Genomic DNA, 24,762 nt, shown 5'->3' on the forward strand with positions numbered 1-24,762 from the left:
CATGCCGATCACCTGATCTTCAGACTCGCCAGACCGATGAGCACCAGCACCACGGTCACGATCCAGAAGCGGACGATGACCCGCGGCTCGGGCCAACCCTTGAGTTCGAAATGATGATGCAGCGGCGCCATGCGAAAGATGCGCTTGCCCGTGAGCTTGAACGACAGCACCTGCAGCATCACGGAGACGGTCTCCATCACGAAGACGCCGCCCATGATGAAGAGCACCAACTCCTGGCGGGCGGCGACGGCGACCACGCCCAAGGCCGCGCCCAGCGCCAAGGCGCCCACATCGCCCATGAAGACTTGGGCCGGATAGGCGTTGAACCAGAGAAAGCCGAGTCCGGCACCCACGAGCGCACCACAGAAGATGACCAGCTCGCCGACTGCCGGAATATGGGGTATGAGCAGATAGTTCGCGATCTGCGCATGTCCCGCGGCATAGATGAAGATCGCCAGGGCGCCAGCGACCAGAACGGTCGGCATGATCGCCAGGCCGTCCAGTCCGTCCGTGAGATTGACGGCATTGCTCGCGCCGACGATGACGAAGTAGGTCAGCAGGATGAACCAGGGGCCGAGCTGGATTGCGATGTTCTTGCTGTAGGGGATCAGCAAGGCCGTCTCCGCCGGCGAGGCAGCGGTCATATAGAGCGCTATGGCGGCGGCGGCGCCGGCGATGGTCTGCCAGAAATACTTCCAACGGGCGATGAGGCCGCGCGGGTCGCGCAGGACGAGCTTCTTGTAATCGTCGACGAGACCGATCACGCCAAAGGCGAGCGTCGTCAGGAGCACGATCCAGACATAGTGATTGGTGAGATCGGACCAGAGCAGGGTCGCGATACCAACGGCAACCAGGATGAGGGCGCCCCCCATGGTGGGCGTCCCGGATTTGGACAGATGGCTCTGCGGACCATCGTCGCGCACCGTCTGGCCGATCTTGTAGGCGCGTAAACGGCGAATCATGGGACGCCCGACCAGCAAGGCGATCAGGAGCGCGGTCAGAACGCCCAGAATCGCGCGCAGGGTCAGATAGCGAAAGACATCGAATCCGCTATAGCTCTCGGCGAGCCAATCGGTCAAAAACAGCAGCATCTAGAGTCCTACTCCGGCGCACAGCGCCTCAACGACGTTTTCCATCCGCGCCAGGCGAGAACCCTTGACGAGGACACGGTCATCCGGGTCCAACTCGGACCTCAGATAGCTGATGAGGGCGGCCTGGTCGGCGAAGTGCGCGCCACCCGCGCCAAAGGCACGGCTGGCTTCCTCACTCGTGGTCCCGACGGTCGCCATTCGATCCACACCTGCGGCACGCGCCCGAGCGCCGATCTCGGCATGCAGCGCGAGGGCATCCGATCCGAGCTCGCCTAGGTCGCCCATCACGAGCCAACGCCGACCGCCAAGGCCGACAAGCACCTCGATCCCAGCGGCGATGGAGTCCGGATTGGCATTGTAGGTGTCGTCGATGATGCCGAGCCCGGCGCAGCGGCGGGGACACAAGCGCCCCTTCACCGGCCGGAGTGCGGCCAGGCCATCGGCAATGGCGGCTTCCGGGATCCCCAAGGCCGCCGCAACGGCCACCGCGGCCAGGGCGTTGCCGACGTTGTGACGGCCGGCGAGGCGCAGCAGCAGCGCCCTTTCCCGCCCCTCGTAACGCGCCGAGAAGCGCGTGCAGAAACCCTGCTGATCCCAGTCCACGCCGATGGATTGCGGCTCGGCTCTCACATCCGCCGCGGGGCCCAGCCCGAACGTCCGCATGGGCCGGCCGTCAGCGAGATCACGCCACAGCGCGAGGAAGGGCGAATCGGCATCGACGACGAAGACGCCGTCGCGACCCAGGCCGCGGGCGATCTCGCCCTTGGCGCGCGCCACCCCTTCCAGACTGCCGAAGCCTTCCAGGTGCGCCCGCCCGGCATTGGTGATCAGCGCGACGTCTGGCCGGGCGATCTCGGTCATGTAGCCGATCTCGCCGTGGTGATTCGCCCCCATCTCCAGCACCAGGTAGGCCTCCTCACGCGCGGCCAACAAGGTCAGGGGCATCCCGAGGTCATTGTTCAGATTGCCCTTAGTGGCACGCACGGTGCCGGCCTCGGCGAGGATGGCCGCCACCATTTCCTTCGCCGTGGTCTTACCGTTGCTCCCCGTGATGGCGACGATCTTGCCGGGAAAGCGATCGCGCCAGGCGGCCGCCAGCTGCCCGAGGCCCAGGCGTGTGTCCTTCACCACCCACTGGGGCACGTCGATCGGCAGCAGGCGATCCACCATGGCCGCGACCGCGCCAGCGGCCTGGGCCGCGGCGACATGGTCGTGTCCGTCGAAACGTTCGCCGCGCAGGGCGACGAACAGCTGCCCGGCGCAGTCGACGCGCGAGTCCGTGCCCACGCTGGAGAAAGGGACATCAGCGCCCCGCAGCGTCCCGCCCGCCTTCTCGACCGCTTGAGCCAAGGTCCACATCAGTGGTGTCCCTCCCGCCATTCGCGCAGCGCCTCGACGACCTGCGCCCGGTCGCTGAAGCGGACCTTGAGGTCACCCATGTCTTGGATGGTCTCGCTCCCCTTGCCCGCCACCAGCACGGCATCTCCCACGCCCGCGAGCGCGATGGCGATACGGATCGCCAAGCCACGCTGGCGCTCGACGCGCACGCGATCCGGCGCCTGCATGCCGGCGAGGATGCCGGAGATGATGGCGTCTCCCGAGGTGTCGCGCGGATTGTCGTCGGTCAGGATGACGGCGTCGCTCAACCGCTCCACAACCTCGCCCAGCCGCGCACGCTCGCCCGCGTCGCGGCCTTGTTCGCAGCCCACGACGGTGATGAGGCGACGGCACTGATGCAGACGCAGGTTGCGCAAGGCCTTCTCCACGGCCTCCGAGCTGCGTGCCGAGTCGACAACGACGAGCGGCGCACCCTCACCGCCGAAGCACTCCATGCGCCCCGGCACCCCACGCACGCGCGCCAGCGCACGCACCGCCCGTTCGAGCGGAAGCCCCCGGGAGCACATGACAGCCAGCACGGCCAGCACGTTGGCGGCATTGAAGCGACCGATCAAACCGACCTCGAGCAGGGCCGAATCCTGTTCAGAGCCATTCAGGCACTCGACCTGGAGACGCAAACCGCTCGCCATGCTTTGGACCGAGCGGGTGCGCACGAAGAGATCGCAGCGCCCAGGCATCGGCGTCTTGGGATCGAGGCTATACCCAGCCACACAGACGGATGCGGGTACGCGTTCGAGGATCGCACGCTGGACCGGATCGTCGAGATTGAGGACGGCCCAATCCAAGCCCGGCCAATCCGCGAGCACGCCACCGAACGCCGAGACCGCCGTGCCGGGCGCAACCTGCGTGCACACCACATGACTCAACCGAAGTGCCGATCGCGACGAGGCCCAGAAGTCCGCTGGCGAGAGCGCCAAAGTAACCGCCCTGGCGCCCTGGCCGAGAAGACGACTCAGATTCGCCTGGAGCGACAGCGCATTCGCCATGTCCTGCTCCGTCGACTGCAGCTGACCCAGGCGCCCGCTCGCGGCTGGGCCGATGATCGCGCACGGTCGCTCTTGGTCCAGCGCCTGAGCCAGGAGATGCGAGACCGTGGTCTTGCCCTGAGACCCAGAGACCGCGAGCACCTCGAGACGCGCGCTCGGCGAGCCATGAAAGCGGTCTGCAATGGCGCCCAGGTGCGCGCGCAGGTGAACGACGGGGATCACCGGCAACCCGAGGCGGGCCGATACCTCGGAGACCTGCGCCGCGGGCCAGGCGTCACTGATCTCAGCCAAGACCGCGACCGCGCCGCGGCGCTTGGCCTCATCCGCACAGGCGAGACCATGGATCAGGGTACCCTGGCAAGCCAGAAAGAGGGCGCCTGGCACCACCTCGCGGCTGTCCAACGTCAGGTCGCAGACGTGTTGCTCCAAGACCGCCAGGCTCGCCGCGCCGAGGTCGACCAGACCCGCGAGCAGGTCGCCAAGCCGCCAGGCATGATTGGCATGCGCCAATGCCATCATTGAGCGGACTCCCGATGGGCAAGCAGCATCGAGGGCATCGGATCGTCCGGGGGCACGTTGAAGAGACGCAACGCCCCTTCCATGACCTTCTGGAAGACCGGGGCAGCGACCGTACCGCCGTAGTAAGAGCTGCCACCGGGCTCATCGATCATGACCACCATGACGAGACGCGGCTGACCGGCTGGTGCGAAACCGGCAAAGACGGATTGATAGCGCCGCCCGCCATAGCCCGATCGACTGGCCTTCTTGGCCGTACCCGTCTTGCCGGCGACCCGGTAGCCGGCGATTTTCGCCTTCGCGGCCGTCCCCTTGTCCGACACGACTGTTTCCATCATCGCCCGCACCTTGCGCGCCGTGTCGGCGCTCAAAATCCGGGTCGCCGCCGCCGATGTGGCGGGCGCGGTGGGATCCCGCTTGAACAGCGTGACGGGCCGCTTGACGCCATCGGCGGCGAGAACACCGTAGGCCTGCGCCAGCTGCAATGCCGTCACGGAAAGTCCATAGCCAAAGGCCATGGTGGCATGCTCGAACGGCCGCCAGGTGCTGTAGTGCCTGAGGATGCCGCGACTCTCGCCGGGAAAGCTGATGCCCGTCGCACGACCGAAGCCGACCTGCTCGTAGAGACCCCAGAGGTCCGCGTAATCCATCATCTGAGCGATCTTCACCGCCCCGACGTTGCTCGACTTGGTGATGACGCCCGTGACGTCCAGGGTGCCGTAGTTGTGGACGTCGCGCACCACATTGCTACCGACCTTGTAGAAGCCAGGCCCCGTTGCGATCGACGTGCGTGGCGAGATCAGGCGTTTCTCGAGGGCGGCCGCCACGACGAGGGGTTTCATCGTGGAGCCGGGCTCCATGACATCGGTGAGCGCGCGGTTGCGGCGCCGATCACTGCTGCCGGTGCGGTCCGTATTGGGATTGAAGCCCGGCTGATTGACCATCGCCAGGATCTCGCCAGTCGCGACGTCGAGCACCACGGCGGTGCCGCCCTTCGCACGGTGCTCTTTCACCGCCACCTGCAGTTCGCGGTAGGCGAGGAACTGCAACCGTCTGTCCAGACTAAGGGTGAGATCCTTCCCGGGGTGCGGCGGCGTGATCTGCTCGACCTCCTGGACGACGCGGTTGCGCCCGTCACGAATCACCCGATGCAATCCAGGCTGGGCCTTGAGCACATCGTCATAGGCGAGCTCGATGCCTTCCTGACCACGGTCCTCGATGTCGGTAAATCCGATGACATGACCGAAGAACTCGGCACCCGGGTAGTAGCGGCGATACTCCGTATCGAAATCCACGCCCCCGATTTTGTGCTCGGCGACGACGGCCTTGACGGCGTCTGCCTCGTCCAAGCTGACACGGCGCTTGATATAGAGGAATCCGCGCTCGCGGTTCGACTCGATCTTCTCCTTCAATTGAGCCGCGTCCATGTCCAACGCCTTCGCCAGCAAGGGAACGGAGTCGAGGTGAGCGATGAGCTTGCGTGGATCGGCCGAGACGGTTTCCACCGGCGTGCTCACGGCGAGCGGCTCGCCATTGCGATCCGTGATCATGCCGCGCCTGGCGGCGATCTCCGCCGCGCGCAGGTAGCGCAGCTCGCCTTCCCGTTGGAGAAAGTCGGTCTGCACGACCTGCCGATAGAAGACCCCGGCGGACAGGGTCGCGAAGGCCAGCGACAAGACCCCGGCCAGAACCCGCCGCCGCAGCGGCAGATTCGGCTTGGACTTGCGATGCGCGACCTGTCGTACCCGGCGATTACGGATGGCCATGACCACTGTCCTCGATCAAGAGTACGTCGCCGACCCGCGGGGCGAACATACCGAGCTCTTGCCGTGCCTTGCGCTCGACGCGAGCATGTGTGGAGAGCGCAGCCTCGTCGAGGCGCAAACGGTTCCATTCGATATCGATGGCATCACGCTGAGCCCGCAAGTCCTGCAGTTGCGCGAAGTGGATTCGCGTCAGGTATTTGGTATGAACCACCGCAAATGCCGTGAGCAGCACGGCCGCGGCGAGTCCGGCGAGGATGAGGAGGCCGCTCCTGGTCATGCGAGACGCTCCGCCACGCGCATGACCGCACTCCGGGATCTCGGGTTGCCGAGCACCTCGTCCGCCGACGGACGTAACGGCTTGCCCATGGCGCGCAGCCGCCCCCTGGTCTCCGACGCCTGCACGGGAACGCCCTTGGGGATCTTGGGTCCCTGTGCCTCGTCGCGAATGAAGCGCTTGACGATCCGGTCTTCGAGCGAATGGAAGCTGATGACCACCAGCCGCCCGGCATCCCCCAGCAGATCGCAGACCTGGTTCAAGCAGCCGCGCAGCTCGCCGAGCTCATCGTTCACCTGGATGCGCAGGGCCTGAAAGGTCCGCGTGGCTGGATGCTTGCCGGGCTCTCGGGTCGGCACGGCACGCGCGACCAGCTCCGCGAGCTGAGCCGTCGTCGTGATGGGTGTCTCGGCGCGCGCCTCGACGACGGCACGCGCAATCCGCTTCGCGAAGCGTTCGTCGCCGAAATCACGCAGAACCCTCTCGATCTCGGAGCGCTCGGCGCCAGCCAGCCATTGCGCCGCCGACAGCCCGGAGCCCGGATCCATGCGCATGTCCAAGGGACCGTTCGCCGCGAAGCTGAAACCGCGCTCCGCTCGATCCAGCTGGGGCGAGGAGACACCAAGATCGAGGAGGATGCCATCAACACGACGCGAGACGCCAAGCGTCCCCAACAAGGCGCCAATGGCGCCGAACGAGCCCTGACAGGTCGAAAATCTGGGGTCTTCCCGGGCGAGCGCGCGCGCAACTGCCACGGCGTCTGGATCGCGGTCCAGACCGATCAGCCGGCCGGCTTGACCCAGGCGCGCGAGAATGGCGCGACTATGCCCACCTCGCCCAAAGGTGCCGTCGACATAGATCCCGTCCGGATGCACCACCAAGGCAGACACGCTCTCCTCCAACAGTACGGACGTATGCAGCAAGCAGTTGTTCTCTCAGCTTATCGAACACTTCTCGTCGGACGCTCCCACTCACAAGGTCAGCGACCCAAGCCCAGCTTCCAGCGCCAGATCCCCAATCGCGGCGTCGTTGAGGGCGGCCTCGTTGCGTGCATTCCAAGCCTGCTCATCCCAGAGCTCGAACTTGATGCCCTGCCCGACGAACGCGACCCGCTTATCCAAGGATGCGAAGTCACGCAGATACTGAGGCAGGAGGATGCGACCCTGGGCGTCGACGTCCACTTCTTGTGCATTTCCGACGTAGAGACGCTGAAGAGAACGTGCAGTGGGATCGAGAGCGGGGAGTGCGGCGAACTTGCGCTCAATGACTTCCCATTCAGGCTCTGGATACAGCAGAAGACAGCGGTCCCGGTCGACGGTTACGACCAGGTGGGAGTCGCACATCTCCTGCAGGCGCTCGCGATGCTTTGAAGGAATCGCGAGTCGCCCCTTGGCATCCAGATTGACAATGGAAACCCCCCGAAACACCGGCGCACCCCTTGGCGAAACGCCCTGGGCGAAAAGCCCCCCGATTCCCCACTCTCACCCACTTCTCTTGCATGTTAGAGAGCGCCAGGACCAACGTCAAGGAATCCTTGCGCTTTATTCTTGATAGTCAGCAACTTACAGACCAAAGTTGGCAACGAGCAAGAACCCGAAGAAAAAGGTGCTTATTCAAACAAATGGGAGATCAAGCTAAGAAATAGCTTGATATAGAAACGCCAACTTCAGGGAAAATAGCGAGGCGCAAGCACACCGAGGACGATGCGTTGCGAAGAGGCTTCGAGAGGCTAGGAGTCAGCCGATAAGCCGGGTTCTGTCGAGGACAGCCATTCATCTGGGACGCACGTCACCGTGCGCCTCAAGCGACCTACCCGGGGACACGCGCGGGCCGCGCGCTGCGGCCGAAGCCGCGAGCCCCCCTATTTGGTCTTGCTCCGGGTGGGGTTTACCCTGCCACTGATGTTGCCACCAGCGCGGTGCGCTCTTACCGCACCATTTCACCCTTACCGCCCATCGAGACGACGAGCGGCGGTATCTTTTCTGTGGCACTTTCCGTGGACTTGCGCCCCCCAGGCGTTACCTGGCACCCTGCCCTATGGAGCCCGGACTTTCCTCCCCTTCCCGCACGGGAAGGAGCGGCTGCCTGGCCAACTCCTAGCCGAGAATGATAGCCCAGATGCAGAGGCGCTGTCTTTAGCGACTTCAGGCATGTCGGTGGGTTGGCAGTTGGCAGTTGGGTTTCAAGGTGGCTTGAGGCGTGCGATCGGATTGACAGCGAACCGCCCCAGCGGGCCTCCAGCACCGAGGCAGCGCGAGGCCGAGGCGATCCCGAGTCTCACACTCGGCGAGCCCGACGCAGTCAACTGGCCTGGTCGCCGAGCCCAAGCTCGAGTCCGAGTCGATAGAGTTGGTTCTTCTTGCCCCCGGTCAGGCGGGCCGCGAGCGCCGCCGCCTGACTCAGAGGCAGGGCCTCGCAGAGGATGCGCAGCACGCGCTCCCACTCTCCGCGTTGCGCATCGTCCTCCGCGCTCGGACAGCCCTGAACCAGAACCACCAGTTCACCGAGCCGCTGATCGTCGTCGCCTTCGAGCCGACGAATCAGCTCACTAGGAGACCCGAGCAGAAAGGTCTCGAACTTCTTGGTGAGCTCGCGCCCGATGACGACAAGCCGAGCGCCCCCCAAGATCGCCCCGATCGTCTCGAGAGTCGCAAGCACCCGCCGCCCGCTTTCGTAGAAAATCAGGGTGCCAGGCTCCTTGACGACAGATTCGAACAAAACACGTTGTTGGGCCGCGCTTCTCGGCGGAAAACCCAGAAAGAGAAAACGGTCGCTCGGCAGGCCCGAGGCGGATAGGGCGCAGATGAGCGCGCTCGCGCCGGGAATCGGCACCACCCGGAGGCCACGCTCACGCGCCGCGGCGACGACTCGGTAGCCGGGATCGCTGATGAGCGGCGTCCCGGCGTCGGACACCAGACCGACGCTGCGCCCGGCCTCCAACTCCTCGAGAAGGCGCACAGCCATGGCCGTCTCGTTGTGGTCGTGATAGGCGACCAGCTTGGCCGTGATCCCAAAGTGACCAAGCAGCCGGAGGGTCTCGCGCGTGTCTTCCGCGGCGACCAAGTCCACCTCGCTCAAGACCTTACGCGCGCGCTCCGACATGTCGCCAAGATTGCCGATCGGCGTGGCGACCACGTATAGTACCCCAGCGTTCTGCTGCATCTTCTGCCCTCTTCGGCCTCAGTTACGGAACGGAATCATGACCAAGCATCAAGCCCCACGCCGCTCTTACTTCGCCCCGCTCCTCGCCGCCAGCCTGGCCGTCGCCCTTCTGTCCGGCTGCGCCATGACGCAGGTCCAGGACGAGGCCACGATACTCGCGCCAGTCTCAAGCGCCGAGTTGAATCGCGCCAAGGCGCTGGAGACACAAGGCAAGTCAGCCGATGCCGCGAAGGTCTATCTGGATCTGGCCACCAAGGCCCAGCCACCGGCGCAGGCACAGCTGCAGATCAAGGCCGCGCAAGCCTACCTCGCCGCAGGCCAAACGTCGCAGGCCGGACGCACCATGGACGCCATTGCACAGCCGAGCTTGACGGCGGGTCAGCGCGAGATCCTGCTGCTGACTCAAGCCGATCTGGCGCTGATCACGGACCGGCCAAAAGACGCCATCACCGCCCTCGAGCGCATGCAGACGCGCGGCCTGCCGAAGGACCTCAAGGCCAAACGACTCGGTACCCTAGCGTCGGCCCAACGTCTGAGCAATGACCCGGTGGCCGCCGCAAGGACACTCGACGAGCTCGACGGACTGCTGGAGGACAACAACGCGCGGCTGGTCAACCAGCTCTCACTGGTCTCGACCTTGAGCGGCATCAGCCAGACGCAGCTGCAGACGCTGAGCCACCAAGGCAGCGGTCGCATGAAGGGCTGGGCGGAGATTTCACTCATCGCCAGACAGCATGGCGCGGATCCCAAGCAGCTGGATACTCAGTACCAGCAATGGAAGCAGCGCCATGGCGGCCATCCCGCACTCGCCACTCTCGGGCGCGCCTACGCGGACACCCTGACGGGCGGTTACCAGGCCAGCGACAAGGTCGTCGTGGTCTTGCCGCGCTCCGGGCGCTTCGCCGCGGCGGCCAAGGTGATCCAAGACGGCATCGAGGCGGCAAGCCGCGCGGACTCCGGCGGACAACGGCCCGCGCTGGATTTCAGCAGCAGCTCCTCTGCCACAACGCGCAAGGGCGTCGACTACGTCATCGGCCCGCTGGAAAAGTCCTCGGTCGATGCGCTGCTATCCAAGCGCAGCCTCGCGGTGCCGACCCTCGCACTGAACGAGGCCACCCGATCCACGCAGGTGACGAATCTCTTCCAGTTCTCCCTTTCCCCGGAGAACGAAGCGGCCGAGGTTGCGAGCAAGGCCGCCGCCATGGGCGCCAAGCGCGCACTTGTGCTCTACCCGAAAGACGCCTGGGGCGAGCGCCTGGCAAGTGCATTTCGTCGTCAGTGGAGCAACCTGGGCGGCACCGTGACTGGACAGGCGAGCTTCGACCCATCCTGGTCGAGCTACGACAAGACACTCGGGAGTCTACTCAAGGGTAAGGACGCCGACATGCTGTTCCTGGTGGCGACCGCGAAGATGGCACGCAAGATCTACCCGCAGATCCTCGCGGCGACCGACAAACCCCTGCCCGTCATCTCGACCTCGCACGTCTATACGGGCAACCCCGGCGAAGCCGCCGATCAGGCCCTGGTCGGACTCTACTTCGTCGACATCCCCTGGATGCTCGACAACACGAACAGCGGACCGCTCTCGCGCCGCGGCTCCAGCGCGGCCTCTGGACCACTCGCCCGCCTCTACGCCATGGGTATCGACGCCTACCGCGTGACACCGCGACTGACGAGCCTCGCCAAGAGCCCCGGCGCCTACTACCCCGGGCAGACAGGCGGACTCTCGATCGATTCACTCGGGCGCGTGACCCGCCAGCTCGAACTCGGGCGCTTCACCAAGGGCGGACCTCAGGCGGCGGATTCGCTGGACGGCGGCCTGAGTGAGAAGCGCCCCTAAGCGAGGGAACCCGGATCGCGGATCGGAGTCCACACAAGGATGCCATCCGACCTCAAGCCGCGTAAACCATCCCCTAGCGCCCAATCCGTCGGCCAGGAAAAGGAGCGTCTGGCCGAGCGCTTCCTGCTCGGCAAGCGGCTCGAGTTGATCGCACGGAATCACCGCTGCCGCTTCGGCGAGATCGATCTCGTCATGCGCGACGGCGGGGTTCTGGTGTTCGTCGAGGTTCGCTATCGGCGCTCGGCGCAGCATGGCAGTGCCGCGGAGACCGTCGATGTGCGCAAACAGCGGAGACTGATCAAGACGGCCGGGCACTACCTCCAATACAATCCAACCTCCCGACCCTGCCGTTTCGATGTCGTCGCCATTACGGGAGACGACCAAGTCCAGTGGATCCGCAATGCCTTCGTCCTCGATGCCGTTTAGACCGGCCGGCCTCATCGCCGCCGCCGACACTCGCCTCCAACCCTTCACCCTCGACACATCCAAAGGCGCACCGCTCGCCCTAGCCGTCGCGCTGGGGATCTCAGCGGTGCTCACGGGCTGCGCGCCCATCATCCTGGGGGGCGCCGTCGCCGGCGCATCGGCGGTCTATGACCGGCGCCACTATCAGATCGTCATCGACGACGGGCAGATCGAACTCTCGGCGATGCATGCACTGGCGCAGGATCGCAGCGTCCAGGCTGGCTCGCGGATCTCCGTGACCAGCTACAACCACACAGTCCTGCTCACCGGCCAGGCCGAATCGGAGGCAGTGGCCGAGCGGGCGAGCGCACTCGTCAGTCGCCTGTCGAAGGTCGGGCGCGTGGTCGATGAGGTCAGCATCGGACCCTCGATCACGCTGACCCAAGAGTCTGCGGACACACTCATCACCTCGCGCGCCAAGCTGGCGCTGGCCAAGGTCGAGCTGCCCGGTTTCAATCCGACGCGCGTCAAGGTCGTCACCGAGAATGCCGTCGTCTATCTCATGGGGTTGGTCACGCCAGAGGAAGCCGACGCCGCCGCCGAGCAGATCAGCTACGTCCCAGGCGTCAAGCAAGTCGTCAAACTCTTCGAATACAATGCCTCCGGCGCCTGAGCTGAGCGCGGGCTTTCGCGCATCACTGAGGCGGATCGCGGGCCGCGACCGCCTCCTCACGGAGCCCGCAGACTGCTGGCCCTACGGGTACGACAACAGCAGACGTCACGCCCTGCCGCAAGCCGTCGTCTTCGCCGAGAGCGAGGCGCAAATCCAGTCGCTGGTCGCGCTCTGTGCCCAGGCTGGAACCGCCCTGACCGCACGCGGACTGGGCACGGGGACCACGGGCGCCACGGTGCCCGATCGGGGCGGGGTCGTGCTCTCCTTCGAGCGGATGGACAGCATCCTGCGCATCGCCCCAGGCGATCGTCTCGCCGTCGTCCAGCCGGGCGTCATCAATGCCAGACTCCAGAAGGCCGTCGAGGCCGTGGGCTTCTTCTGGCCACCCGATCCCACGAGCGCCGCCGTCTGCACCATCGGCGGCAATCTGGCCTACAACTCGGCCGGACCGCGCGCGGTCAAGTACGGGACGCCACGCGACAACACACTGGGCCTGCGCGCGGTGAGCGGTGCCGGCGAGGTCTTCTACACCGGCGTCCAGACCACCAAGGGTGTCGTCGGCTACGACCTCACGCGGCTCATCATCGGCTCCGAGGGAACCCTGGCCCTGATCACCGAGGCCACCCTCAAGTTGACCCCGCTGCCCGAGGCGAAACGCACCCTGCGCGCCACCTACGCCAACATCCACGCCGCGGCCCAAGCCGTGTCGTCCATCATGGCCCAGCCGGTGACACCCTGCGCCCTGGAGTTCATGGACGCCTCGGCCATCGACATGGTCAGCAACTACGCGGGGCTCGATTTGCCGGCGGGAGCCGGCGCACTGCTCATGATCGCGGTCGACGGACCCGCGGCCTGCATTCACGAGGCGCAGTCGGCGATTGCCACAGCCGCCCAATGCGAGGGATTGCTGGAGCTGCGACTCGCTGAGAGCGCGGAAGAGGTGGCGGCCCTTTGGAAGACCCGCAAGGCACTCTCACCCGCCTTGAGACATATCGCGCCGAAGAAGATCAATGAGGATGTGGTGGTACCCGTCTCGCGCATGGGCGAGTTCATCGACAGCCTTGAGCGGCTCTCAAGGGAAACCGGTATCCGCATCGTCAACTTCGGGCATGCGGGCAATGGCAACATTCACGTCAACTTGTTGATCAACCCGGACGACGCCGGCGAGGTCGCGCGGGCAGCCGAATGCCTGGATGCCGTCTTCTCCCTGGTCCTGCGACTGGGCGGGACACTTTCGGGCGAGCATGGCGTCGGGCTGGAAAAGCGCGATTTCGTCCACCGCGAGCTGGATCCGGTGGCATTGCGGCTGATGCGACAGATCAAGGACTGCTTCGACCCCAGCGGGATCCTCAACCCGGGCAAGTCGCTGCCCGAGCCCGGACCCGCGGCCCTCAATAATCCTTGAAGATGAGGTAAAGCCGCGGAATCCCCTCCAGGGCTCGGCAGGTGACCCAAGTGGCGATGGGACCAGGCAAAGCGAGTGCGTCGACTTGAGGCAACGCCTCGGAAGGCTATCGGCCAGGCCGCACCAGCGCGCCCAGACCCACGGTTTCGAGCGCATCCAGAAGCAGCCGGCGCACGGCGCTGGGCTCCTCGCACTGCAAGGCCACCTTGAGCACCTCACGTGCCCGCGCCTTGCTAATGCTGCGGATCACTTTCTTGACCCGCAGCAGACTCCCCGCACCCATGCTCAGACTGTGCACACCCATCCCGAGCAGCAGGAAGGTCGCCAGAGGATCGCCGGCCATTTCCCCGCAGACACTGACCTCCTTACCATGCAGCCTGGCGCCCGTCAGGATCTGGAGCAGTGCCCTGAGCACCGCCGGGTGATACTCGTTATAGAGCTTGGCGACGTGCGGATTGTTGCGATCCACGGCAAGCAGATACTGGGTCAGGTCATTGGTGCCCACCGAGAGGAAATCGACCCGGCGCGCCAGCGCCTCGGCCTGATAGACCGCGGCGGGCACCTCGATCATCACCCCGACCGGGGGCATGCGCACCTGATAGCCCTCTTCGAGCAGCTCGTCATGCGCGCGACGGATGAGCTGCATGGCATCGTCGACTTCGGTGACCGTGCTCACCATTGGCAGCAGCAGCTGCAGGTTGTCGAGCCCGATCGCGGCGCGCAGGATGGCGCGCACCTGCGTCAGGAAGATCTCGGGGTGGTCCAGGGTGATGCGGATCCCGCGCCAGCCGAGGAAGGGATTGGCCTCGTGCATCGGGAAATAGGGCAAGGGCTTGTCGCCGCCGATGTCGAGCGTGCGGATGGTGACCGGGCGCGGCGCGAAGAGCTCCAGGACGCGGCGATAGTTCGCCATCTGGGCGCCTTCGCCCGGAAAACTGTCGCGCACGATGAAGGGCAGTTCGGTGCGATAGAGGCCGACGCCGGCGGACTCCTCGATGCCGAGCGGACGCGTCTCGGAGACCAGGCCGGTGTTCAGATAGAGCGGGATCAGATAGCCGTCCGTCGTCTCGGCGGGCAGGTGGCGCAGCGCCTGAAGCTCGGCCGACAGCGCCTCGTCGTCCGCCGCGAGCCGCTGGTACTCGGAGCGCACGGCCGGACCCGGCGAGACATAGACACGGCCGCGGTAGCCATCCACGACCATCTCGCGGCCTTCCACGCGGCCGACCGGCAAGTCGGAAACGCCCATGGCCGCCGGCACACCCATACCGCGCGCCAGGATCCCTACGTGCGAGGAGCCCGAGCCCGTGGTCGAGACCATCCCCATGAGCTTCTCGCGCGGCACGTCCGCGATCTGCATGGCGCTGATCTCCTCGCCCACGAGGATGGTCTGCGGCGGATACTGGATGGGTGCCGCGGTCTGGTTCTGCAGGTGCATGAGGATGCAGCGACCGAGATCACGAACGTCGGACGCACGCTCGCGCAGATAGGCGTCGTCCATGTTGTCGAAGACCCTGGCATGCTCCGCAATGGTGTCGCGCAACGCCCCGGGCGCCCAATTGCCGGCGCGGATCCGCGTGAGCGTGCCGTCGATCAGGGTGTCGCTCTCGAGCATCAGACGCCAGGCGTCGAAGAGCGCCATGTCCTCCGCGCTCAGATGTGCCTGGGTCCGCGCGGCGAACCGGTCGAGGTCGCTCGCGACCTTCTGGACCGCGCGGCGAAAATCGGCCGTCTCCGCCTCGGCTTCGTCGGAGCGCCGATCGGGCACGGCGTCCAGATCCGCCGCCGGATAGACCACCACGGCCACCCCGATGCCGATCCCAGGCGAGGCGGCGAGCCCCGGCAGGAAGCGCTGCGGAATCCCGTCGTGCTGGAGCCGGGCAAGCTCACCGCTGGTTCGCGCATAGGTGATGGCACCCGCGAGCTGCGAGGCCAGGGTCATGACGAAGGTGACCTCATCCTCGGCGAAATGCCGGCGTCGGCGCTGGCGCAGCACCAGCACGCCCAGCACCTTGCGATTCTGGATGATGGGCGCGCCGAGAAAACCGTGATAGCGCTCCTCGCCCGTATCGATGATGCACTCGTACCTCGGGTGGGTCGCGGCATTGTCGAGGTTGATGGGCTCGGCGCGCTCGCTCACCAGACCGATGAGGCCCCGTCCCAGCTCCAGGCGGACACGCCCAACGGCGTCCTGCCGCAGCCCCTCCGTCGCGTGCAGGACGTGGCGCCGGTTCTCGAAGTCATTGAGATAGACCGAGCAGACGTCGGCATTCACGGCCTGCTTGACGCGGCGCACGATGATCGTCAGCGCCTGCTCCAGGTCCGGGGCATTGTTGACCTCCTGGACGATGCGCCGAAGCGACTCGAGCATGCCGAGCGAGACGCTATCTCCAGGAGTGGGGTGAAGGTCGGACAAGCTGGGGCCTAGCTGAAGTGTATCGGGCTCTGGATGTTGGGTCGGCATCAACGGCTCGGGCAGGCGTCCGCAATAGGGGGAGTCAGGGCGAGGACGCAGACAGTCTCGCCGCAGACAGGGGGAGTGGCGATACCAGCGCCGTCAAGGATACCTTTGGCGCATCAGTCTGGCGGCCCCTTGATACGCCTGACCCCGGTCGGGAACACCCTCAGGGTACAGTGCCGGCGCCAGCTCCTCGAGCGCTTGCTGATAGACGTGGCGCTTGAAGTAAACCACCTCGTACAGCGGCTGCCAATAGCGAACCCAGCGCCAGGCGTCGAACTCCGGCTTGTCGGTATGGTCGAGGCAGAAGGCGTCTTCGCCGCAGTCCACCCGGAGCATGAACCAAACCTGCTTCTGACCGATACAGGTGGGGCCGCAATGGCGACGGATGTAACGCTTGGGCAGGTGATAGCGTAGCCAACCCCGCGTCGAGCCCAGAATCGTGACCTGCCCGAATGTCAGGCCGACCTCTTCCTCCAACTCGCGGAACATGGCCTCTTCGGGCGTTTCGTTGGGATTGATGCCGCCTTGGGGGAACTGCCAAGCGTTCTGGCCGACGCGACGCCCCCAGAATAGGCGGCGGTCCTGATTGCTCAGGATGATGCCGACATTGGGTCGAAAGCCGTCGTGGTCGATCAAAAGATTCGTGTCCCATACGCATGTCCTGCGCCATTTTTCCATAGACCCCTCATCGCCGGCAAGCGAGACCCCATATAAGCGATTTCCAATCAACGGCTTGGTCGCGCTCCAGCAACTCGCGGACAAGGCCGGCGCAACCCAGGAAGGGCTTTGAGCCCAGCGGGGGATTGAAGCGAGGGCAAGCCATGCGCGAGCAGTCTAAGGCGCCGTCGATCTTCTACTTCCCGATCTGACTCTGGTGACGAAGCTCCTGCTTCGGCACCCGCGAGACGAAGCTCTGCTTCATGAATCCTCAGGCTGCGCCGACGCTTCGTGAAGCGGAGCTTCATCGCATGGGTCACGCAGCTGGAGCTGCGTGACCAGAAACCGGGAAGCAATTGATGGACGGACAATAAAGTCTAAATGGCGTCGCCACCCCGCCTCATCGGCGGAGGCATACGCCATGCAGCCATGACCGCCACGCCCACAGTGTCACGATGCTCACGGGATTGGAAGCCGATCCAAGCGAAGATCGCCTGCCCCGCGCTCGCGCAGAACACCCCCGATCAGGCCGTGGGCGGACCGCCCTCGGGAGAGAAGCGCCCGTACTGGCCGCAGCGCTCGCCCGCGCGCGCCTCCAGCGCCTCCCATTGAGACCAGGAGAGCGCGCGTCCGTCCGCCTCGATGCCCAGGCTGGCCAGATAGGCACGCACAGCCCGCGTGGTGCCGTTGCCATAGAGACCGTCTGGCTCCCCAAGCGCGGCGCCGCCCAGGTTGAGCATGCACTGGAGCGTCTTGACCTGGTCGCGCTTGAAAAAGCGCCCGCCCCGGTAGCCGTCTTCGTACTGGACCGCCACCACCTCCGGGACCCGACCCAATGCGGCCGGGCGCAGCGAGTGCATATAGGCGAGCTGCCGCGGAAACTGCTGCTCAAGGAGCGCCTGCTGCAACGGCGTCGGAAACGACAGGGTGCCGACGTAACTGACGACGCGCCCAAGCATTGAGCTTTCGGGCAAGAGCGCCTGAACCAGGTAAGCGGTGGGCGAGTAGTTCTCCTGACCCCGCGTCTGCGCATCGATCCCCGCCTTGATCTGGCCCGCGGCGGGCGGGTCCAGCTTCACGGCCCGGAAGTAGGCCTTGAGTGGATCGTAGAGTGGCTCGAACTTGGCGGCCTGTTGACGGTGGCCGGCGGAGATCGCGTAGGGAGGGCGCCCCCCGCTGAAATGCGGATCCCAATGCGCGAAGGCCTGATCGAGGAGCTGATCCAGCTCCGCCGGAGAGACCTCCAAGCTGTTGAGAATGAGCCCGACGCCATCGCTGAGCCCAGGCGATCCGTGCTCCGGGTCCAGCAAGGCGGTACCCAAAACCGGCATGGGCGCAAAGAGCGGATCGAGACTCCCGTTGAACGAGCGATGGTCGCCTTCGAGAAACTGGCGGCGCACCGCGGCATCCCCGATGTCGCATCCCCGCAGGGCGAGGAGGTGCCACACGAACTCCGAGCAATACATGCCCGTGCTCTCGCCGCGCGCACCCCCGCTCGCGATGAGTCGCCCGAGGTTGAACACCTCCTTCTCATGTCCTCGCGCAGACTTGGGCGCGCCATAGTCGGAGGCAAACGCGATCCTGGCGGCGAGTTGCCCGCGGTTGTCGAAGAGCAGCTCCGCCCACTGCTGCAGGTTGCGGCGCTCGTCGTCCGAGAGACCTGGGCGCAGCACATGCAGCATCAACTGATCTTCGGTGTAGTGGTCCTGGTCGAGCTGCCCGGAGAAGCTGAGGGGCGAGTCGAGATTGTAGAGGGCGCCGTCACGCACCAGCGCGAAGCCGGTATGCGTCAGCCCAAGCTGCAGGTGCTGATACTCCCCCGTTCCGGTTGTGCCCTGACGGAAGCTCAACAGGATGTCGCCCGTCTTGACGAGACCGGACTGCGCCAGATAACGACTCACCCGATGCGGATTCGCCTCCGGCGGCATCAGATAGAGACGCAGCCCGAGCGCGTTCTCCGCGCTCGTCCTCGACAGGGCGTGGCGAAAGTCGAAGAAGGGCGTGGCGTCCCCCGAGGGGATCCCGGCAGAAAACAGCTCGGGCGGAATCTGGTAGAAGAATGGGAGGTCGCTGAGGAGGCCGTTGATCTCCCGATTGAGCGCCTCATACGCCGGGTCGTTGAAATCCTTGTAGTAACCGTCAATGTGCGACATCTGTGGTCCTCCTGTCGAGGCAGGGAACGATAGCCGACGCCCGTCCCGGGCAACGAATCCTCGCTATCCGGCTAGCGCAGCCGATAAGCATTGATGTCGGACTCGTAGCGCAGCACAGCCTCCGCTCGCCCACCCTCGAACGCTGCCGTGAAGAAGGCCTTGAGTGTCGCGTTGCCCGTGACCGGCGTCCCCGTGAAGTAGCCGTGGGCATTGCCGACCGCCTCGGCACCAGTCACATCGACATACCAGGCGTTTCTGGCCTCCAGGTTCTTGAGATACTGACCCAATCGCTCGAGCTGCTCCTCGCCGGGCTTCCGCCGAGACCAGCCCAAGGCAAGATCGTCCTCGTTGATGGTGATGTAGAGCCGGTTGCGCGTCTGGATGGCCTCGACCCAGCTCGCGTGCTCCAGATTGTTGGTGTCGGCCGCCACCAAGGCCACGTTGTCGAACACCAGATTCCGCGCCATGGCGCTGCTGGGCCGCAAGGCATACTTCAGCACATAGTTGCCCATGCTATGGCAGAGCAGGTTCACCGTGACCTTGCAGTCGCCGTACAAGAGTTCAGAGAAGTGTTCCTGCGCCCTACTCGGGTTGTCGGGGTGCTCGGCGAGCGCCTGCTCCCATAGCTCGGAACGGCGCGCCTCGGTGAGCTTCCCGTGGTAGAGCTGGATCTTCTCGAAGAAGCGATTGAGGGCATCCATGGACACCCGCGCATCCCGCTTGTCGCTCAGATAGGCAGTCGTCCCGCTGAGCAAGCCCCCGCCATTGGCCGGCCAGCTGAAGGGCACGACGATCACGTCGTAGAGGGCCTCGATCGCCTCGGCGGTGCCGAGCACATCGCTCATGTCGTTGTTGTAGCCGTGCACGAACACCAGCAGGTGCTTCTTCTCGCGCGCGGCCCGATCCATGAGATCGCAGGCCACGCGCAGGCTCGCATACCAGTCCGCCCGCTCGTCGATGTCGAGCCGATAGCGACGCTTGAGCTCCCTGACCTCCGTTCGCGTCAGCGGCTTCGCGTCCAGCGGCTCCGTCTCGTAGCCCCCTGCCTGCTTCGTGACCGACACGAGTCTCAGCTCGTTCGGCCCTTTCTCGCTCGGCTCATCGCCAAAGACTTCGAGTCCGTCCCGTCGATTGCGTCCTTCGTAGAGCTTGCGGTTCGTCACGACGTACATGCGCTGATCCTCCAAGGTCAAAGTCCATTGGGGAATGCAATTTCACTGAGGCCGAGCGTGCTCCGGTCAGGCTGCGCCTCAGGCGTGCCAACATGGTCAGCTTAGCCTACCCGGCCCGACTGTTTTCTCGGGGACGCACCCAGCCCGCCTCCACTGCGCCGCAACGCCCTCGACGCCAACTCACACAGGGGCCGGTCTTCCGGGTTGAAAGGCAAGGCGCAATCCTGGACCATCCGCAACGGGACACATCCAGACCTGACGCGTCCTTCTCGACCGCGCGATCGACCGATCCGCTGCGATCTCAGACCCTCCGAACCCATTCGCTCCCCCGACCCGCCACGACGCGGTTCAAGCGCCCTCGACCTCCGGACCTCAAGCATGGCACTGGCACTCTTCGACCTCGACAACACCCTGCTCGCCGGGGACTCCGACTATCTCTGGGGGCGCTTCCTGGCCGCCCAGGGCATCCTCGACGGAGCACACCACGAACGCGAGAACGAGCGTTTCTATCGCGACTATCAGCGGGGCACGCTGGACATCGACGCCTTCCTTCGGTTCTCGCTGCGCCCACTGCGCGACCATTCCCGCGCCCAGATGGAGGCCCTGCGCGCGCGCTTCATCGACGAACTCATCGAGCCCATCATGCTGCCGGCGGCGCGTGACCTCATCGCCTCGCACAAGGCGAACGGAGATACCCTGCTCATCATCACGGCGACCAACGCCTTCGTCACCGCACCCATCGCCGAGCGCTTCGGCGTGCCGCACCTGATCGCCACACTGCCGGAGCTGCGCGACGGCGAGTACACGGGGGAAGTCGAAGGGATACCCGCCTTCAGAGAGGGCAAGGTGATCCGGCTGCAAGCCTGGCTGGCCGAGCACACCCGGGATCTCGCTGGCAGCACCTTCTATAGCGACTCGCACAACGACATCCCGCTGCTCGAACGTGTCGATCACCCGGTCGCGGTGGACCCGGACGCCCAACTCCGCGAGACCGCGCAGGCGCGCGGTTGGCGCATCCTCTCCTTGCGCGACTGAGCGCCCAAGGCCGGGCCGATAGTCACCGCTCCGTCACCCGGCTCACATCTGTCCGCAACAGTCGCGACATACCATAACCCTCTCGTCATCAGTCACTTTTTGAGGGTCCTCAATGGTCGCTTCCGCTTCTGCCTTGACCGTCAAGCGCGGCGAGCGCCTGTTCGTGGAGATCGCGACCTCCGAGCAGGAGGTTCGCGAGGCTCAGAGACTCAGGTACCGGGTCTTCGCCCTGGAAATGGGCGCCAAGCTCGATAGCGCCGAAGGGGTGGACAGCGACGCGCTCGACGACTACTGCCAGCACCTGCTGGTGCGTGAGTCCAAGAGCGGCCAAGTGGTTGGCTGCACCCGCATGCTCAGCGACGAGGACGCGGCCCGCTTCGGGCGCTTCTACTCGGAGGGCGAATTCGAGCTGAGCGCCATCACGGGCTTGAGCGGTCGCTTGCTCGAGGTGGGTCGCACCTGCATCGCACCGGAGTTCAGGTCCGGCTCCGCCATCGCGGTGCTCTGGTCAGGGCTCGCCGGCCTCATCCAGATGCATGGCTACGATTACCTCTTCGGCTGCGCCAGCGTCCCGCTCGGTGAGAACGACATCCAGGCGGCTGCCATCATGAACCGGCTGCGCCGTCAGGCGATGGCACCGGAGGAGCTCCGCGTGACCCCGCGCGCGCCCCTACTGACCACTCAGGTGCCAGACGACATCCTGGACGCCCCGCTGCCGCCCCTTCTGCGCACCTATGTCCGACTCGGCGCGAAGGCCTGCGGCGAGCCCTGCCGGGATCCAGATTTCGGTGTCGCCGATGTGCTCATGCTCCTCAACGTCGACGCGCTCAATCCCGCCTACTCCAGGCACTTCCTCGACCGCCTGTCCAACGGCTGAGGCCCTGATGAGACTGAGATCCCTCTACCGGAGCCTAAGGGTCCTCGAGCACCTGATCACGGGCGCGGTCATCGCTGCCTACGTCAGCCTCGGCGAGCGCACCGGGGCGAGGCCAGCGTGGCTGCCAAGGACGGTGCGTTGGTGGCACGCCCGACTCTGTCACGCCCTCGGCATCCAGATTCGCGTGCAAGGACAGGTCGCCCCCGGGTGCCTCCTGGTCGGCAACCATGTGTCCTGGCTGGACATCCCCGTTCTGGGCGCGCAATCGGAGATCGGTTTCCTGTCCAAGGCGGATGTCCGTCGCTGGCCACTCATCGGCTGGATGGCCGAGATCGCCGGGACCCGCTTCATCGAGCGTGGCGCACACCAGGCCGATCGCGTGCTCGCCGATCTCAGGCGGGATCTCGCGCAGGGCCGCACGCTCATGATCTTCCCGGAGGGAACGACCACGGATGGCAGCAGCGTGAAACGCTTTCACCCGCGACTCTTCGGCATCGTCCAGAGCGCGGCGCTCGGCATCCAGCCCATCGCGATCAGTTATCACCGCGCCGATGATCCTGGGCCGGACACCAGGGTCGCCTATGTCGGCGAGGACAGGCTGATCGCAAATCTGTGGCGTGTTCTGCGTCATCCCGATCTGGTCGTATCGGTGCGTTTTCTGCCGCCCATCTGGCCGATGGAGGAGGAGCAGCGGCGTCGCATGGCGGAGCGCGCGCGTCACATGATCGTGGAAAGCTTGGGCGTGCTGCCGGCGGCCATCGCCGAGCCACGTCCCGCATCAGCGCGCGACGCGAGCGACAGCGCGCCCATCGTCCTCGACCCGAACGCGGCCTGATCCCATGAGTCAGCACGCACGTCAGACGCCGAACCAGGTCCAAACCGATCGGCTCAAGATCGCCATCGTGACCGAGACCTATCCGCCGGAGATCAACGGTGTCGCCAACACCATGGTGCACCTGGCCGAGGGACTCTCGGGGCGCGGCCATCGTATCGAGCTGATCAGACCGCGCCAGCAAGCCGACCGCGACCGCGCGCACGCCCCCACTGGAGCCATCGAGATCCATTTGGTCCCAGGCTTGCCGATCCCCGGTTATCGCGGGTTGCGCTTCGGCCTCCCCGTCTACTGGCGGTTGCGCCGGCTGTGGCATCGCACCGCGCCCGACCTGGTCTACATCGCAACACAGGGGCCTTTGGGGCATGCCGCACTCTCGGCGGCACGGGCGCTGCGGGTTCCAACGGTGACAGGCTTCCATACCCAGTTCCACCAGTACTGTCAGCACTACGGTCTAGGTATCCTGTCGCATCAGATCGCGGAGACACTGCGCCACTTCCACAACAAATCGGATGCGACGCTGGTACCCACGGCCGATCTCAAGGCCGAGCTGTCCGCCGATGGCTTCGAGAACCTCCACGTCTTTGGCCGTGGCGTCGATATCGAGCGCTTTTCCCCGCGTTGGCGCGATCCCGAGCTGCGCCGGGCCTGGGGTTGTCGACAAGAGGGTTGTGGAGAAGAGGGTCGTGAGCAGGAAGGGCTGGCCGTGCTCTACGTCGGCCGGATCGCCGCGGAGAAGAACCTGGAGCTGGCGAGCGCGGCCTTCCAGGCGATCCAGGCCCAGCACCCGGACGCCCGCTTCGTTCTGGTGGGCGATGGACCCGAGCGCGCGCACTTGCAGCGCGACTTCCCGGATTTTATTTTCAGCGGCTCGAAGGTCGGCGAGGCACTCTCGGCGCACTATGCTTCTGGAGACCTCTTTCTCTTCCCGAGTCTGACAGAGACCTTCGGGAATGTCGTCACCGAGGCAATGGCGAGCGGCATGCCGGTCATCGCCTTTGATTATGCCGCGGCTCGCACGCACATCCGCTCATGGGAGAATAGCGTAACCCTGCCCGTGGATGACTGGGAGGGATACATCTCAGCCGCCTGCGCGATCGCATCCGATCGCGCGCGACTGGTCGAGTTGGGCGCGGCGGCCAGAGAGACCGCCGAAGGCATCAGCTGGGACCGGGTGCTCGGCCGATTGGAAGAGCGTCTCTTCGAAGTGATCCATCGACAGCGCGGGACGGGGGCTTATCATGTACCTATGGCTGCATCATCTGAATGAGCTTGAGGCTTCGGTCTGCCGAGCCTGGAGCCGCACTGGACAGCGTTACTGGATCCAGCGACCATTCGCGCTCGTGAGCCGTCTCGGCGACGGCATCTTCTGGTACAGCCTCATGCTGGTCCTGCCCGCCGTCTATGGGCTGGAGGGACTTCAGGCCAGCCTGCACATGCTCGCGACGGGCGGTGTCGCGCTTCTGCTGTACAAGTCATTGAAGGGCATCACCCGGCGCGAGCGACCCTGTCACCACGCGTGCGACATCACCGCGCTAGTCGCGCCGCTGGACCGCTACAGCTTCCCCTCCGGTCATACCCTCCACGCGGTGAGCTTCTCGACCGTCGCCATCTACTACTTCCCCGAGCTAGCCTGGTTCCTCGTGCCCTTCTCGACGCTGGTTGCCATGTCGCGGATCGTCCTGGGGCTGCACTACCCGAGCGATGTCCTGATCGCGACCCTGATCGGTTTGGGGCTCGCCTACGCCGGGATCTCGCTGATCGCCTGAGTCACAGAGGGCATCGGCGCTGGCAGGGCCTGCCCCACCTGCCGAGATGAGCCTTGAGATGGCGGGCGCGCCCGCAGAACGTCAGTGCTCAGAAGCGAGCTGATCGCACAGCGTACCCCTGGCAGAGGATCGAAGCGGCGGGTAGGTCATTCCCCACACATGACACAACGGACATTCCGCACCCCGTGACAGCACCGATGTCGTATTTTTCAGCGGCATCGATTCAGCAGCACGGGGATGGGTGGATAAAGTGCTCCTCTGGTACCTTGAGCGCGCGTAAGAACGCCTGCTGG

General features: G+C 65.4%; 21 protein-coding genes and 1 other RNA gene. 9 read left to right on the forward strand and 13 right to left on the reverse strand.

The genetic code is table 11. The annotated features are described in order from the left end of the window. Positions 1–8 precede the first annotated feature (8 nt). From mraY to rsmI, 9 genes are all read right to left on the reverse strand, one after another. Entirely contained in the window at positions 9–1,091 is a 1,083-nt protein-coding gene (gene mraY, locus CKO23_RS05530; RefSeq protein WP_200328885.1) for a phospho-N-acetylmuramoyl-pentapeptide-transferase, read from the reverse strand. Further along, positions 1,092–2,450: a UDP-N-acetylmuramoyl-tripeptide--D-alanyl-D-alanine ligase gene (locus CKO23_RS05535; RefSeq protein WP_200328887.1), complete on the reverse strand. Its 1,359-nt coding sequence runs from the start codon at positions 2,448–2,450 to the stop codon at positions 1,092–1,094. After that, a complete protein-coding gene (locus CKO23_RS05540) occupies positions 2,450–3,994 on the reverse strand; it encodes a Mur ligase family protein (RefSeq protein WP_200328889.1) in 1,545 nt (514 codons plus the stop codon). The genes CKO23_RS05535 and CKO23_RS05540 overlap by 1 nt, the downstream gene beginning before the upstream one ends. After that, entirely contained in the window at positions 3,991–5,757 is a 1,767-nt protein-coding gene (locus tag CKO23_RS05545; protein WP_200328890.1) for a peptidoglycan D,D-transpeptidase FtsI family protein, read from the reverse strand. The genes CKO23_RS05540 and CKO23_RS05545 overlap by 4 nt, the downstream gene beginning before the upstream one ends. Then, on the reverse strand, positions 5,744–6,034 hold the full coding sequence (gene ftsL, locus CKO23_RS05550) for a cell division protein FtsL (protein WP_200328892.1): 291 nt from the start codon (positions 6,032–6,034) through the stop codon (positions 5,744–5,746). Before ftsL ends, CKO23_RS05545 begins: the two co-directional genes overlap by 14 nt. Beyond that, positions 6,031–6,951: a 16S rRNA (cytosine(1402)-N(4))-methyltransferase RsmH gene (gene rsmH / locus CKO23_RS05555; RefSeq protein WP_200328936.1), complete on the reverse strand. Its 921-nt coding sequence runs from the start codon at positions 6,949–6,951 to the stop codon at positions 6,031–6,033. The genes ftsL and rsmH overlap by 4 nt, the downstream gene beginning before the upstream one ends. Before the next feature lie 51 nt (positions 6,952–7,002). Beyond that, on the reverse strand, positions 7,003–7,458 hold the full coding sequence (mraZ, locus tag CKO23_RS05560) for a division/cell wall cluster transcriptional repressor MraZ (protein WP_200328894.1): 456 nt from the start codon (positions 7,456–7,458) through the stop codon (positions 7,003–7,005). A gap of 301 nt (positions 7,459–7,759) precedes the next feature. Continuing rightward, positions 7,760–8,128, reverse strand: an RNA gene (rnpB, locus tag CKO23_RS05565) — RNase P RNA component class A. Between the two features lie 204 nt (positions 8,129–8,332). Further along, a complete protein-coding gene (gene rsmI, locus CKO23_RS05570; RefSeq protein WP_200328896.1) occupies positions 8,333–9,193 on the reverse strand; it encodes a 16S rRNA (cytidine(1402)-2'-O)-methyltransferase in 861 nt (286 codons plus the stop codon). A 37-nt stretch (positions 9,194–9,230) separates the two neighbouring features. Here rsmI and CKO23_RS05575 point away from each other — a divergent pair, with 37 nt between their 5' ends. The 4 genes from CKO23_RS05575 to CKO23_RS05590 are packed head-to-tail and all read left to right on the forward strand — an operon-like array spanning position 9,231 to position 13,516. Then, complete coding sequence (locus tag CKO23_RS05575; protein WP_200328898.1) at positions 9,231–11,033, forward strand: penicillin-binding protein activator; 1,803 nt, start codon at positions 9,231–9,233, stop codon at positions 11,031–11,033. A gap of 39 nt (positions 11,034–11,072) precedes the next feature. Then, the gene (locus CKO23_RS05580) at positions 11,073–11,459 is read left to right on the forward strand and encodes a YraN family protein (protein WP_200328900.1); all 387 of its coding nucleotides are present in this window, start codon (positions 11,073–11,075) and stop codon (positions 11,457–11,459) included. After that, positions 11,449–12,111: a BON domain-containing protein gene (locus CKO23_RS05585; protein ID WP_200328902.1), complete on the forward strand. Its 663-nt coding sequence runs from the start codon at positions 11,449–11,451 to the stop codon at positions 12,109–12,111. The genes CKO23_RS05580 and CKO23_RS05585 overlap by 11 nt, the downstream gene beginning before the upstream one ends. Further along, a complete protein-coding gene (locus CKO23_RS05590) occupies positions 12,095–13,516 on the forward strand; it encodes an FAD-binding oxidoreductase (RefSeq protein WP_200328904.1) in 1,422 nt (473 codons plus the stop codon). Before CKO23_RS05585 ends, CKO23_RS05590 begins: the two co-directional genes overlap by 17 nt. Positions 13,517–13,622: 106 nt before the next feature. On the opposite strand, the gene ptsP is transcribed toward CKO23_RS05590, so the two are convergent. From ptsP to CKO23_RS05610, 4 genes are all read right to left on the reverse strand, one after another. Beyond that, complete coding sequence (gene ptsP / locus CKO23_RS05595) at positions 13,623–15,884, reverse strand: phosphoenolpyruvate--protein phosphotransferase (RefSeq protein WP_200328938.1); 2,262 nt, start codon at positions 15,882–15,884, stop codon at positions 13,623–13,625. A gap of 186 nt (positions 15,885–16,070) precedes the next feature. Continuing rightward, positions 16,071–16,610: an RNA pyrophosphohydrolase gene (locus CKO23_RS05600; RefSeq protein WP_200328906.1), complete on the reverse strand. Its 540-nt coding sequence runs from the start codon at positions 16,608–16,610 to the stop codon at positions 16,071–16,073. A 545-nt stretch (positions 16,611–17,155) separates the two neighbouring features. Further along, positions 17,156–18,784, reverse strand: coding sequence for a peptidoglycan-binding domain-containing protein (locus tag CKO23_RS05605; RefSeq protein ID WP_200328908.1), 1,629 nt, complete (start codon positions 18,782–18,784; stop codon positions 17,156–17,158). A gap of 71 nt (positions 18,785–18,855) precedes the next feature. Further along, positions 18,856–19,956, reverse strand: a complete 1,101-nt coding sequence (locus CKO23_RS05610) for an alpha/beta hydrolase (protein WP_200328909.1) — start codon at positions 19,954–19,956, stop codon at positions 18,856–18,858. 378 nt (positions 19,957–20,334) lie between these two features. Here CKO23_RS05610 and CKO23_RS05615 point away from each other — a divergent pair, with 378 nt between their 5' ends. From CKO23_RS05615 to CKO23_RS05635, 5 genes are all read left to right on the forward strand, one after another. Beyond that, positions 20,335–20,991, forward strand: a complete 657-nt coding sequence (locus CKO23_RS05615; protein WP_200328911.1) for an HAD family hydrolase — start codon at positions 20,335–20,337, stop codon at positions 20,989–20,991. A 112-nt stretch (positions 20,992–21,103) separates the two neighbouring features. Beyond that, a complete protein-coding gene (locus CKO23_RS05620) occupies positions 21,104–21,868 on the forward strand; it encodes a GNAT family N-acetyltransferase (RefSeq protein WP_200328913.1) in 765 nt (254 codons plus the stop codon). Between the two features lie 7 nt (positions 21,869–21,875). After that, positions 21,876–22,703 carry a lysophospholipid acyltransferase family protein gene (locus CKO23_RS05625; RefSeq protein ID WP_200328915.1) on the forward strand — a complete coding sequence of 276 codons (828 nt, stop codon included), beginning with the start codon at positions 21,876–21,878 and terminating at the stop codon, positions 22,701–22,703. Positions 22,704–22,707: 4 nt separating this feature from the next. Next, a complete protein-coding gene (locus CKO23_RS05630; RefSeq protein WP_200328917.1) occupies positions 22,708–23,970 on the forward strand; it encodes a glycosyltransferase family 4 protein in 1,263 nt (420 codons plus the stop codon). Continuing rightward, a complete protein-coding gene (locus tag CKO23_RS05635) occupies positions 23,942–24,469 on the forward strand; it encodes a phosphatase PAP2 family protein (RefSeq protein ID WP_200328919.1) in 528 nt (175 codons plus the stop codon). Before CKO23_RS05630 ends, CKO23_RS05635 begins: the two co-directional genes overlap by 29 nt. Positions 24,470–24,762 lie beyond the last annotated feature (293 nt).

The organism is Thiocystis violacea (genome assembly GCF_016583565.1).
GTDB classification, from domain to species: domain Bacteria; phylum Pseudomonadota; class Gammaproteobacteria; order Chromatiales; family Chromatiaceae; genus Thiorhodococcus; species Thiorhodococcus violaceus_A.